12 protein-coding genes are annotated in these 12,181 nt (G+C 45.4%); 4 read left to right on the plus strand and 8 right to left on the minus strand.

Translation table 11 applies throughout. The features are described from left to right. Positions 1 to 76 precede the first annotated feature (76 nt). Positions 77 to 904 carry a methyltransferase domain-containing protein gene (locus tag QZW47_RS01540; protein WP_293122682.1) on the plus strand — a complete coding sequence of 276 codons (828 nt, stop codon included), beginning with the start codon at positions 77 to 79 and terminating at the stop codon, positions 902 to 904. 342 nt (positions 905 to 1,246) lie between these two features. Here QZW47_RS01540 and QZW47_RS01545 read toward each other — a convergent pair whose 3' ends face one another. The 5 genes from QZW47_RS01545 to QZW47_RS01565 form a co-directional block, all read right to left on the minus strand. Next, positions 1,247 to 1,867: a Uma2 family endonuclease gene (locus QZW47_RS01545; protein WP_293122685.1), complete on the minus strand. Its 621-nt coding sequence runs from the start codon at positions 1,865 to 1,867 to the stop codon at positions 1,247 to 1,249. A 50-nt stretch (positions 1,868 to 1,917) separates the two neighbouring features. Beyond that, the gene (locus QZW47_RS01550) at positions 1,918 to 3,297 is read right to left on the minus strand and encodes a class I SAM-dependent methyltransferase (RefSeq protein WP_293122688.1); all 1,380 of its coding nucleotides are present in this window, start codon (positions 3,295 to 3,297) and stop codon (positions 1,918 to 1,920) included. An 80-nt stretch (positions 3,298 to 3,377) separates the two neighbouring features. Beyond that, positions 3,378 to 4,040 carry a restriction endonuclease gene (locus QZW47_RS01555; RefSeq protein ID WP_293122691.1) on the minus strand — a complete coding sequence of 221 codons (663 nt, stop codon included), beginning with the start codon at positions 4,038 to 4,040 and terminating at the stop codon, positions 3,378 to 3,380. Positions 4,041 to 4,415: 375 nt separating this feature from the next. After that, the gene (locus QZW47_RS01560) at positions 4,416 to 4,634 is read right to left on the minus strand and encodes a hypothetical protein (protein WP_293122694.1); all 219 of its coding nucleotides are present in this window, start codon (positions 4,632 to 4,634) and stop codon (positions 4,416 to 4,418) included. 237 nt (positions 4,635 to 4,871) lie between these two features. Continuing rightward, positions 4,872 to 6,836, minus strand: a complete 1,965-nt coding sequence (locus QZW47_RS01565; RefSeq protein ID WP_293122697.1) for a S9 family peptidase — start codon at positions 6,834 to 6,836, stop codon at positions 4,872 to 4,874. Between the two features lie 304 nt (positions 6,837 to 7,140). Here QZW47_RS01565 and QZW47_RS01570 point away from each other — a divergent pair, with 304 nt between their 5' ends. Continuing rightward, complete coding sequence (locus tag QZW47_RS01570; RefSeq protein ID WP_293122700.1) at positions 7,141 to 8,064, plus strand: nucleoside hydrolase; 924 nt, start codon at positions 7,141 to 7,143, stop codon at positions 8,062 to 8,064. Positions 8,065 to 8,314: 250 nt separating this feature from the next. Next, on the plus strand, positions 8,315 to 8,698 hold the full coding sequence (locus QZW47_RS01575) for a VanZ family protein (protein WP_293122703.1): 384 nt from the start codon (positions 8,315 to 8,317) through the stop codon (positions 8,696 to 8,698). 156 nt (positions 8,699 to 8,854) lie between these two features. Here the strand turns inward: QZW47_RS01575 and QZW47_RS01580 are convergent, their stop codons facing one another. Further along, positions 8,855 to 9,361: a tetratricopeptide repeat protein gene (locus QZW47_RS01580; protein WP_293122706.1), complete on the minus strand. Its 507-nt coding sequence runs from the start codon at positions 9,359 to 9,361 to the stop codon at positions 8,855 to 8,857. Between the two features lie 47 nt (positions 9,362 to 9,408). Further along, the gene (locus QZW47_RS01585) at positions 9,409 to 10,992 is read right to left on the minus strand and encodes a DUF4335 domain-containing protein (protein ID WP_293123385.1); all 1,584 of its coding nucleotides are present in this window, start codon (positions 10,990 to 10,992) and stop codon (positions 9,409 to 9,411) included. Here QZW47_RS01585 and QZW47_RS01590 point away from each other — a divergent pair. Then, entirely contained in the window at positions 10,946 to 11,083 is a 138-nt protein-coding gene (locus tag QZW47_RS01590; protein ID WP_293123419.1) for a hypothetical protein, read from the plus strand. The genes QZW47_RS01585 and QZW47_RS01590 overlap by 47 nt on opposite strands. Before the next feature lie 139 nt (positions 11,084 to 11,222). On the opposite strand, the gene QZW47_RS01595 is transcribed toward QZW47_RS01590, so the two are convergent. Continuing rightward, positions 11,223 to 11,828 carry a DUF3038 domain-containing protein gene (locus QZW47_RS01595; protein WP_293122723.1) on the minus strand — a complete coding sequence of 202 codons (606 nt, stop codon included), beginning with the start codon at positions 11,826 to 11,828 and terminating at the stop codon, positions 11,223 to 11,225. Positions 11,829 to 12,181 lie beyond the last annotated feature (353 nt).

The raw sequence follows: 12,181 nt of genomic DNA on the forward strand, positions 1-12,181 counted from the left end.
TTGGCTGATTTGGGCGATCGACTTGCATCACCCACTCTGACACACCAGACAAGTTTCTACTACCGAGAAAACCTAGGTGAGCAACCAACCTGAACTAAACAAATACAAGCAAGAAATAGCAGATTTGTACACCCGCCGAAGTCAAACCTACGATAACAGCGATTGGCATTTACAAACTGCTCGCCGTCTGGTAGAATACGGGCGAGTTGGTTTTGGTCAGCAGATTTTAGACATGGCAACGGGAACAGGTCATGTGGCGATCGCAGCCGCTGAGATTGTTGGCTCCCAAGGTCGAGTTATTGGCGTAGATATTGCAACGGGAATGCTCGATATAGCCAGAAGCAAGGCTCAAGCATTAAGTCTCAAAAACACAGAATTTATCCTTGCAGATGCCGAAACGCTCGATTTTCCTGTCAATACTTGCGATCGTATTTTTTGTGCTTCAGCCTTCATCTGGATGTCGGATCTGCACGCCACCCTCACCCACTGGCACAAATTCCTCAAACCAGGGGGAATCCTGGGAATTCATGCCTTTGCTGATACCGCTTTTGTTGGCGGAGTTGTAACGCAGAAAGTAGCTAAAAAATACGGCATTTCCTTCAACATGAGCAAACCCACAGGTACTGTGGAAAAGTGCCACAGTTTGCTCGAACAAGCAGGATTTAAGGATATAGAAATTAAAATTCAGCAAGATGGTAGCTATATCAGCTTAGAAAAAGCAAAAGCAATGTGGGCGGGAAGTTCTCATCCGGCTCCCGGACAATATCCGCCTCCTTTATCAACACTGTCAACCGAGCAATTAGCGCAAGCTAAAGCTGAGTTTGAGAATGAATTAGAATCATTGCAAACCGAGCGAGGAATTTGGAACGATATCACTACTATTTATGTTTTTGGTCGAAAATAGTAGCAGGTTGCGAACTGCATAACTGACTCCATATCAGTCTGTATCCATCCGCGTTCATCTGCGTGGATCTGCGGTTAAATATTCCCAATCTGCCAGCAGAGTTAGATTCAGACAACTTAAGATGCTGGATTTAATCTGGCGCTTTTCATCCCAAAATACCATCGATGAATAAAAGTTAATTGCAGCAGGTGAATTCAAAAGCTCAAAAGTTTGACGTGCGACTCGTTCGTTTTCAAAACTGAGAAAATAAACAGTATCATCAAAAATCACAGTTAAGTAGGGTGCGTCAGATCGCGTGATTTGGGCGATCGACCAAAATTCACGATCTGACGCACCCTAAAACTAAACTGCACCACCTTGAAAAATCTGATTTGCTGTGAGGTTCAAATCGGGAAAAGTTTGGGAAACAATTCGTTCATTGTCTCGAAACCTGAGTATTTGATATTCACCATCAACCAAATTACAGACAGAAATTGTCGGTTGTTTGGGATTGCCAATAAAATTGCGTCCGCCCAACGCAGCATAATCTACAATCCAATATTCCTGGATACCCATCTCCTCATAATCGGCATATTTCAAATAGTAATCATCGCGCCAATTGGTTGACACAACCTCGATCGCCAAAGGTATCGATGCACCCAAACTGAGAACAGACTGTTTTTTCCATAAACTTTCGTTCACCAGATTTGCGCGATTCAGCACCAACACATCAGGGAAATAACCAGAATCTTTTTCAGGAGGTCTAACTATCACTTGGTTGGGGATACCGTAGGGCAATCCTAGACGTTCTATTTGAAAGGAAATTTTGATTGTAAGAAAGCCTTTAACTTCCTCATGTTCGCCTACTGGTTGTGCCATCTCAACAATATCTCCATTATGCAGTTCGTAGCGTACCGCCGAATTTTCAGGCAGCGAATCCACAAATTCCTCGAAGTTTACGAGTCTGGGTAAAGCTTGAGTCATAGGTTTTGAGAATTACCGATCATATAAATTATAGCTCTATCCATCCGCGTTCATCTGCGTGCATCTGCGGTTAAATATTCCAAATCTGCCAGCAGAGTTAGATTCAGACAATTTAAGATGCTGGATTTAATCGGGCGCTTTTCATCCCAAAATACCATTGACGAATAAAAGCTAATTGCAGCCGGTGAATTCAAAAGCTCAAAATTTTCACGCGCAACTTGTTCGTTTTCAAAGCTAATAAAATAAACAGTGTCATCAAAAATCACAGATTTATTAGCTATTGCACCGACCAATCTGAAATCTAATTTTTTATAAAGTCCGCAAATGGCAATTTTCCACAATTTAAAACTATAATCGCCAACTCCAAAAACTGAAAAACGAGGATTATGTTGATAAATCTTGCTTTTGCGATTGTCTAGATATTCTCCGTAATCTTCCAGATAGCGCCAGGTTTTAGGAGCTATATGCCTGATAGATTCGGTTGACTCGCCAATAAATTTTTGAGTTACTAAAATATAGCGGTTTGTGGCATTAATGCGATTTTGAGCGACATCAGAGCCTTTAAGTAGCGGAAATAGATAAGTTTCCTCAAGCTCGATAGCTTCCCCAAATCCATTGACAAACAAATTATCAATTTTCCGAAACTCCATCACATTCGAGCAGTCGTGTTTTACACCCGATCGCCATTTCGCCCCTGAATTCACGGCATATAAATGACTCAGTTTAGTGAAAGCATTTATATCCTTAACTAGGAGATTATTTTGATAGCCTATGCGGTGAGATTCTGAACTTTCTAAACTGCTAAATACATCGCAAAAGTAGTTCTGGGAGTTTGAGTCAAACTTGCAGACTAACAGACAGGCATCAACATTTGCATGAAAATATTTTTTAGCATCTATTTTGTAAGTTACACAACTACCGAGATTAAGTTTATTTGAATGAATGTAGTTCAATAATTTTCTAGCAACAGAAGTTTTGCAAAGCATTGCCAGAGTTGCATCACGATTCTGCAACCAGTGAATTGCTTTAATCAGCATCCATTCTGAGATATCGAAGTTACTTTTACCTGTTAGTGCGTCTAAGCCGGCGTGCTTTTGAAAGTTACTTTTTTTAGGCAAGTTTTCACTACCCATAGTTCCTTGTTGTGAGTTTGTCACCCAAGGAAAGTTGCCCAGTACCAGCACCTGATGATTAAATTGGTTGATTAATGATGTCCAGTCAAACTCAAAAAAATCTCCTTGCTTAACTTCACATCTCTGATCCGGTAATAATTCATTTTTTTCTGTAAATTCTCTTAAATAACTTGGATTTATTTCAACGCCGATAATGTTGCTAGCAAAGGGAAACAAATTTGCAGCAGCTTCAATGAAATTACCTATTCCACAAGTTGGCTCAATGATAACTTTGGGGTTAATATCAAGTTCTATCAATTTCCGACAAACCATCTCAGCTAATTCTGGGGGTGTCTGAAAATCTCCGTATTCTACTTTCGCTTTATGAGAATTGGAAATCATGAGTTAAATCTGTAAACTGCTATCACGCCGTCTTCTTTTCCGGCACGCTCAATTACTCTGCCATACTGAAGTCGCCATTGCAACGCATTAGAAATAGTCAAAAATCCCTGTAGGGGCGGATTTATCATTATTTCGTCGGCAATTTTATCGGCTTCAATTTCGTCAACAGGTAGATTTCTGTCAAGCAGAAAAGCCAGCAAATCATCTTTGTTACCTTCGTTCTCTAAAATATTGCGAATTCCACGGGTCATTTGAAAATCTGCTGTTCTTTCCGCACTTACGTAAATTGTATGCAGAATATTCAGCGTTGCAGTTCGATTTGTGCTGTTGTCTGTCTTTTCGTAAACAAAGATAATCAGTGAATATCCAAGCCCAAAAATCTTTTGTCTTGCAGATTTAAAAGGGCATGAGGATTGTGGTTGTTTAACGCTTGTTACTTTGACATCCACAAGTAGTCCGGGAAAATCGATGCCGCTTGCTGAGTTTCCTTCTAAAAATTCATATCGCAGCTTGAGATACAGTTTGAACTTTTGTTCTAAATATGTCCCAATAGCCTTTCCGTCTGTGACTCCGTAAAGCAGAGGTTCTGGATGTTGAGACTCGGCTGCTGAAAATATTGCTGCTTCAGAACAAAGAATTTGTACAGTCAGAATCGTCATAAAGCGATGCTTTTAGAATTTGTGAACATATACTTTCAATGAATGTTAGTGGGTTACGGCGCGGTTTAATATCTATCGATGAGTAACCTAAGTTATACCATGTTTGGTATTGTTCAGTATAACTCCCAAGTTTTGCAAGTTAAATTAGGTTCAAGTAAACAAATCCGAAATTATTTTGCGGGCTGCTGTTTCTTAACCGCTCTGTCACGCAAAGTGCTGTAGGTAGATGAGTGCAAAAATACAGGGATATTCCCGAAGAGAGCGCATGAAGTGAAGCTGTCTTAGCAGGCGATATCTGATGAAAACACTTCGCGGGCGGTGGCGAGAGTTTTACATTGTATTGCACAGCAAGGTTTTTTGATGCTAAATTAATCTTTACCTGATGGCAGACAGTTCGTTCACTAATTTTATTCTGCCGCGGCATACAGAGCGCAGCAGGCGATCGATCGAGCGTTTGTCTTCCTCGGTTAAGCTGTCGTCAAAGATAGCAGCCAACAAGCCGTAGCGATCGGCTAAAGTAATATAGCCTCTATGATTGACTTCGGCAAACAGCTCGCCCAAAGCAGATGGAATCAGGTTTACAGGAGTTTGCATAGAGTTTGACTCTCAATTGGACATTGCGCGATCGCCTTTTTTAGGGGCAGCAGAGAGCGATCGCACCCTAATATCTTCTCGGTATATTTCCTTGAAAGCTGTGACAATTAACAGCTAAATTTGTGACAGCAAACAGCCAAGTTTGTGAACGATATCACATTCAATTTTGTCAAATTAGGCATCAAATTTGCAGTTGCTTTGTTTGCACCAACATAGCAACTGCAAAATTAATTTGTCCTAAAGATTGTAAATCGGCACTGGTTCCACCGCTTCAGCTAACTCAAACCCAAATACCCGGGAATAGAAATAGAATTCGCCGTCAAGAGTTCTTTTGATATTTTCGGCGCGGCGAAAACCGTGCTGTTCCCCTTCATAAGCAACGTAAGCAACCGGCAAACCTTTAGCTTTCAATATCTCTACCATCATTTCGGCTTGATTCGGCGGCACTACTTTATCTTCCAATCCTTGAAAGAAGATAACGGGACAAGATAAACGTTCGGCTGAATGAATGGGCGATCGCGCTACATACAAATCTTTGCGTTCCGGATATGGCCCGATCAATCCATCCAGATAGCGCGCTTCAAACTTGTGAGTATCAGTTGCCAAGGCTTCCAAATCGCTCACTCCATAATAGCTCGCACCGGCCTTAAACACGTCGCGGAAAGTCAGAGCGCACAGAGTCGTGTAGCCCCCTGCACTGCCTCCGGCGATCGCCATTCTGGCATTGTCCACCAAACCTTTTTCGGCTAAATATTTAGCACCGTTAGCGCAGTCATCAACATCAACAATACCCCAACTATCTTGCAGCCTTCTGCGATATTCCCGGCCGTAACCCGTGCTACCGCCGTAGTTGACATCAAGGACAGCAAAACCGCGACTCGTCCAATATTGAATTCTCAAATTCATGCTGCTAGAAGTAGCAGCAGTAGGGCCGCCGTGACTTTTGACAACTAGCGGCGGTTTTTCACCCGCAGGTGCGGCGAAGTCTTGATTTTTCGGAGGGTAGAAGAAACCGAAAGCAGTCAAACCGTTTTCCGTGGGAAAATCCAGCGGTTCCGGTACAGAAAGATAACCAGCATCGATGCTTAAATCGCTGGATTTTCGCATAATTTCCCGTTGAGTGGTGGCTAAATTTAGCTGTACAATGGCTGTAGAGGCGATCGGCGAACCCGCAAGAAAAACCACAATTTCTCCCCGCGCTTTCACCGACGAAATATCAGTGTAACCTGTCTCAATATTTGTTAATTGTTTGGTTGCTAAATTGAGACTTGCTAAATGCCACTTACCCTGTTGAGTGTAAGTGCAAATAATTTGATTTTCCGAGATTATGGCGTAGGTAGACATTCCAAAAACCCACTGAGGAAGGCCGAATTCAGCCGCCATATCGCACAAAGGTTCGATTTCTTGTTGTTCCCGCAAGCTTGTTTCTCTCTTTGCTTCCCCCCTTGGTAAGGGGGTTCTGTAAAAATTCCACCAATTCGACTTATCAGAAACAAAATACAAAACTCCATCCGGCGACCATTCCGGCTGAAAAATCGACTCATCAACTCCGCCAGCAACTAAGTTTTTTTCACCTAAAGAACCATCAGCATTAATTTCTGCCACCCACAATTCTGTGCCATCCCATGGCATATTTGGGTGGTTCCAACAAATCCAGGAAAGTTGAGAACCGTCAGGACTCAAACGAGGCGAAGCATAAAAATTGTTGCCTTGAGTTAAGATTTGAATGTTGGCGCCGTCTGCCAAATTAATGCTAACAATAGTATTGACCGCTTCACCGTCGCCGCTACGGTCTTCCCGCACGCAAATCAGCCGATTTCCTTTCGGGTCAACAATCATATCTGCATAGCAACAATTAGCAGCAGGTGTCAGGGTTTCTGGTTGGGAATCTAATGTTTGACAATAAATCCGCCCGTCGGCAAAATGAGAGAAATAGATGGTGCTGCTAGCAACTGCAAAGGAAGCGCCGCCGTATTCGTGAACGCGAGTGCGAACATTAAAAGGAGGTGGTGTTACGTCAGTTATTTTACCGTCGGGAGTGCGTCGCACGAGGACGCTTCTCCCTGCTTCTGAGGGTCGTCCTTCTACCCAGTAAATATCATCGCCGTCGATCGCAATTTGTCCGAGTCCAACAGTTCCCGAAACAATTAAATCTGAGGTAATGGGAGATTTCCAAGAGCCGTAAGGTGATATGGTATTCATAATGGGAATTCTTAAGTTAGGTACAGATGGGGAACGGGTAATTGGTAATTGGTAATTGGTAATTGGTAATTGGTCGTATCAATTGGGGTTGTATCGGAATGATTTACCGCAGAGTACACAGAGGACGCTGAGGGAGAGAAGACAGAAGAGAGAGCAATAATGTCGGTGTTAACGGAATTGAGATATTTGGTAATTGAATTGGCGATCGCCTCATTTGAAAACGGGTATAGTTGAGTCAGTTGTATTTTTAGAACAAATAAATTTATATTTGTACTTTACATGAATTCAGTGACGGGGAAGCAGAATGTCGAAAAAGCTGGTACTAATGGATCACGACGGTGCAGTTGACGATTATCTCTCAGTCGTGTTGCTGATGACTATGGAGGAAGTGGAAACTCTCGGAGTAATTGTGACTCCTGCTGACTGCTACATTCAACCTGCGGTGAGTGCAACGCGCAAAATCCTGGATTTGATGGGGCGTTCACAGGTGCCGGTGGCGGCGAGTACGGTGCGGGGACTCAATCCTTTTCCGGTGTTGTTTCGGCGAGATTCCTTTGCGTGCGATCGACTTCCCATTCTAAATGAACAAGCAACCGTTGACACGCCGTTAGTATCAGAACCCGGACAAAACTTTATGGTGCGAGTTTTGCGGGATGCAACCGAACCGGTCACATTAATGGTAACGGGGCCGTTAACAACGGTAGCCCAAGCTTTAGATATCGCGCCAGAAATTGAAGGCAAAATTCAAGAGATTGTCTGGATGGGAGGCGCACTTAACGTTCCCGGCAATGTTAGCAAAGATATGGAACCGGGACAAGATATGTCGGCGGAATGGAATGCTTACTGGGACCCGATCGCGATCGAGCGAATTTGGCAAACACAAATTCCGATTGTGATGTGTCCTTTAGATATCACCAACAACGTACCGCTGACTGTGGAATTTTCCAATCGCTTAGCCAGACAGCGCCAATATCCAATCTCCGACTTGGCCGGACAGTGTTATGCCCTAGCAATATCTCAAGATTACTATTTCTGGGATATTTTGGCAACCGCTTACTTAGCGCACCCAGAATTTTACGAACTGCGAGAATGGGAAACCGCAATTGTTACCGAAGGTATCAGTCAAGGACGGACAAAAATTCAAAATGGAGGTCGAAAAATCCAAGCAATGGATCGAGTAGATACGGAAAAGTTTTACAATTATATATTGCAACAGTGGGCGCGTTAAAATCAAATTTGTCAGGTGCTTAGCTATGGAATGAGAATTAAATAACTTACACAAGTTTGTGGGGTGGGCGTCTCGCCCGCCCGCCCTTTCGGGACGGGCGAGACGCCCATCCCACAAGCATAAAAGTGTAAGTTATTAAATTTTCATTCCTTAGCTATGAGATTGTCGGTTGAATGTAGTGACTTTATCGTGGCGACGCACCCTACGACTACGACTTAGTTTGTGTATGATCGTTATTAGGAAAAGAACGATGAAGTTATCAAAAAAATTCTGGATTGTTGCCTGTCTTGTGTATTTTTTGATTATTCTCAGTATCATGCTAGTGGCAGATATGGGGCTCTTAGTCAACTTTTCTCTCGCTCATCCACCTTATGATAAAGTTGGACATTTTATTTTGTACGGAATTGCATCTTTTTTGTGTCACAGAGCAACTGGTAAAAAAATGATGAGTTTGTTTGGTTATCCAATTCCTTTCGGGCCCGCACTGTTTACTATTTTCACTGCTGGGGAAGAAACGCTGCAAGCTATTTTACCGAATCGTACTGCTAGTATTGAAGATTTTTTAGCTAGTTTTGCCGGAATTATAGTTTTTTATGGGATTGGAGAAGTTTGGGATCGAAAAACAGGAAAGTGATAGAGAGGGTAGAAGGTAGAAGGAAAGAAGAATTTGAGTTTGTCGGGTGATATTCGATGCGCTGGTTGACGGGGCGAGCAACTTGCGTACAGGAGTATTGATTTTTATGAGAATTTGTAAATTAGGGTGCGCTGGAGGGTTCGCACCCTACATGAGTTATTTTTTCATGTTTCTGAGCACTTGTTCGAGTGAGTTTGCTTCTTGGGCTTTTCCTTGGTTTCGGAATAAATCTCTGGCTTTTTTTACTGATTCTACTGCCTCTGACATTTTATTTTGTGCGTAGAGGACTTGTCCGAACATATAGTGAAATTCTGCGGTGTTTGGTTTGAGGCGAATTGCGTTTTGAAGATTGGAAGCTGCTTCTTCTAGTTTGTTTTGATTGGCGAGAAGGCTGCCCAAGTTGGCGTAGGCTTCGGCAAAATTGGGGTCTATTTGAATTGCTCTGCGAAAGGCTGCTTCCGCACCTGCTTTATCATCTTGTACGGCTAAATTGAAGCCTTGCTGGAAATATTCGTTGGCTCCGGTGTTTTGAACTAAACTATTATTTGCTGGTGATTCTGCGGGCTTTGCCGATACAGAATTAGTGGCAGAAACTGGAGCGACTGTCAACAGGCTGGAGGCTGCGGCAGTTAAAAATAGATTTTTTGTAAGTTGTTTTAGCATTAGTATTTAACCTGCATTTTCCATGTGAACAATTTATTTTAGAGCGTTCAATTACTCTCTTCCAAAAAGGTTTGTACTCGACCGTTCGGCCTCAACACTACTCGAATTTTCGGGTTTTTCCCCCGGGAAACTGCGGAAACAAACGGCTCGCCGACTAAGGGCATATTAGTGCGATCGATATAATCGGCTGCTGCTTTGCCCATGGGCACAATTGTCTGAATTGAGCCGTTTTCATCGATCTGCACGCTGTATTCCAAGGTTTGTTCCATTCCTTCTGGTGGCTTCCAGCGTTCCTCAAAGTAGGTTCTTGCTTCGGAAACCTGAGGAATTGTATCAAATAAAGTGCGGTTTTTTTTGCTGGCTGCTGCTTGGTTGCTGTCTGGGGACTCGGCTTGCGGTTGAGCGTCCTCAAGGGCTGGAAGTTCTGTACTCGCAGGGGGGACAATTGGCTCGATGCGCCGCGGGAATGGTTGCGGTGGGGGAACGGGAAATCGGGATGCTGATAGGGAGGGGGGCAGGGGGGGCGGTACGGCGGGAGCTAGTCTCGGCGGTATGGGGGGCAGCACGTAGGGCGTGGTTGCGGGTGCTTGGGGGGCGGTAGTTAGCGGCGGGGCCGGAACGGGATCGGGAATTGTGATGATTTGCCCGCTGGGGAGGGCTGGGGCGCTCCCGGAGGCGGCTGGTGCGCTGCTGTTGGGGGGAAATAGCAGGGCGGGCTGCTGGATGGGGCTGGGTTTGTTGGTGGCTGGGCTTGGGGCTAGGGCGATTGGGGGCAAGCTGGGGCTGGGGGTGGCGCTGGCGGTGTTGATGGGCGGGGGCGGTAGGGGGGGTAAACCGGGTGTGGCTGTGGCTGTTGGTGTTGGTACTGGGGATGTTGTGGGGGATGTTGTGGGGGCGGGAACTGGGCTGGGGGTGGCGCCTGCAAGTATTTGGGGCTGCCCCGGTACGGGGGTAAATTGTGGGTTGGCGGGGGCTGGGGCGGGGGCTGAAGCGGTTTGCGGGGAGTTGTTGGGTCGATCGAGCATTTTGACAATTCCCGCCGTCATTCCGACGCCGGCGACCAGCATAGCTGCGATATTCAGCCACGGTAATGCTTTCGCCCGGGAGCGATCGCGGTTGAGGTTGGGGAGGGCCATGACTTCGGCGGCGCAGTCATCTAGTGCGGTGGCCAAGTCAAACAGTTGCAGGGTGCTCAGGTGTACTTCGGGCCCGGATTCGACGGCGCTCAATGAGCCTAAAAACAAGTTGTGGGCGAGCAAGCCACGGGGTTCTAGGCGCGGGGGAACTGGCAGGTAGGTGGTGTTTGGGGCGGCGGTGGCTAGTTCGGAGGTGTTGGGGGGTCGATCGAATGTAACGGCATTACGCTCGATTTCTGGCAAGTCGGCGCCCGCCGTAAGGCTAGTTTCAGGCTCGATATTGCTTTCCCACTCGCGGGATTCGCCGAGGAAGTTTTGGACGTAGTTGCTGACTGCTTCGTGGAGGGTTTCGAGTTGCTGGCGATCGCCCCTGAGTGTAACGTGTTGAGTATCTGGTAGCCTGGGGTCATCGAGCCGCAACTCGAAATTTAAAGATTTAAACACGGGTTTGCCCGCCCAGCGAGATAGAGGCGAACTTTTGGCTGTAATTTCCAGCGTGCAAGTGGGGGGCGTGTACCGTTTGAAAACCATAGCGAAGAAGGAAGAAGGAAGAAGGAAGAAGGAAGAAGGAATAACTATGTTTTAGCTGATATTTAGCAGTAGTTTCAACAAGCTTTTTTTAGTAACAGGCAAGATGCCTGTTCCACAACAAATATTTTTTTTTTAGTAACAGGCATCTTGCCTGTTCCTGATATTTTTCATTCTCGTTCCCATTATGGCTTAGCTTAATTCTTAGCACGGTCTAGGAGAGCCAGCCAGAGGCGCCTGTGGCCGCCGGGACTGCTGTAAAATAGCAAATCGATCAGGAGTTTCAGGGCTAAATTAGTTAGTTCTTTTGCCGATAAAGTTTCTGCATCTTCCATGCGATCGGCATAGGTGTTGCTGAACCTATCAATATAGTCTCCCAACAAAGCGACTGTGTGAGGTTCGCGGTTTTGCTCGGCCATTTGTTCCAGCAAAGCCACGGCGCGGCGGATTAAAGCTTGGTGCTGTTTTGCTAAATTACAGCTTATCAAAACCAGCGATCGCGCTTCCTCTACATCCAGTTTTTTCCGCCCTCCCTGGCCTTTCCGTAGCGGGTTCGATTGGCGCAGCCGCCACAAAGCGACGCGATCGGCTACCATTGGCTCTAAATTCAGTTCGGCTGCTACCTTGAGCATCGCCTCTGAGCCAATTTCTGCCAGCGCTTCTAGAGCTAGCAGCACTAAATCCAGTTGGGCTTTAATGTTGTCCAACTGGGTAGGTTCTGGTGCTTTTTGGGTCAATTCTTCCCAGTTGGGAGATGGGCCCGTTTCATTTGTGGGAGCGGAGGGCTTTACTGTCGAGCGCATGGCTTGGGCACGGGAAATAAGACAGGTTGAGGCAGGATATCGACAGTCTGCAATGCTTTTGCTTGGCGGCCGGACAAAAGCAGATTCTGTTAATTTTTCTCCATAACTCGTTGCTTTGATTCCGGCAATCCTAGTTGCTGGACGGATTTGCCAGTTGAAAGTTGCGGTTGCAAGTTCGATCGATCGCAACTAGAAAAACCCATAATTTTTTACCCCCAACCATCCTACGCCGTCCGGTGCCCGAAATCAATTCTGCGTGTTTCAACTAAGCTGTTGCGGCCGAACAGATTTAACTTTTCTGGCGCGCAGGATGCCCACCTCACAGGAGTTTGGAGAAACATCATTCGCAAAAA

The sequence above is a fragment of the Microcoleus sp. bin38.metabat.b11b12b14.051 genome (assembly GCF_013299165.1).
Lineage (GTDB): Bacteria > Cyanobacteriota > Cyanobacteriia > Cyanobacteriales > Microcoleaceae > Microcoleus.

Excerpts from the sequence above, each read along its gene's own strand:
- QZW47_RS01595 (WP_293122723.1), bottom strand. The coding sequence starts at position 11,828 with ATGCGCTCGACAGTAAAGCCCTCCGCTCCCACAAATGAAACGGGCCCA.
- QZW47_RS01545 (WP_293122685.1), bottom strand. The coding sequence starts at position 1,867 with ATGACTCAAGCTTTACCCAGACTCGTAAACTTCGAGGAATTTGTGGAT.
- QZW47_RS01560 (WP_293122694.1), bottom strand. The coding sequence starts at position 4,634 with ATGCAAACTCCTGTAAACCTGATTCCATCTGCTTTGGGCGAGCTGTTT.
- QZW47_RS01580 (WP_293122706.1), bottom strand. The coding sequence starts at position 9,361 with ATGCTAAAACAACTTACAAAAAATCTATTTTTAACTGCCGCAGCCTCC.
- QZW47_RS01555 (WP_293122691.1), bottom strand. The coding sequence starts at position 4,040 with ATGACGATTCTGACTGTACAAATTCTTTGTTCTGAAGCAGCAATATTT.
- QZW47_RS01570 (WP_293122700.1), top strand. The coding sequence starts at position 7,141 with ATGTCGAAAAAGCTGGTACTAATGGATCACGACGGTGCAGTTGACGAT.
- QZW47_RS01575 (WP_293122703.1), top strand. The coding sequence starts at position 8,315 with ATGAAGTTATCAAAAAAATTCTGGATTGTTGCCTGTCTTGTGTATTTT.
- QZW47_RS01565 (WP_293122697.1), bottom strand. The coding sequence starts at position 6,836 with ATGAATACCATATCACCTTACGGCTCTTGGAAATCTCCCATTACCTCA.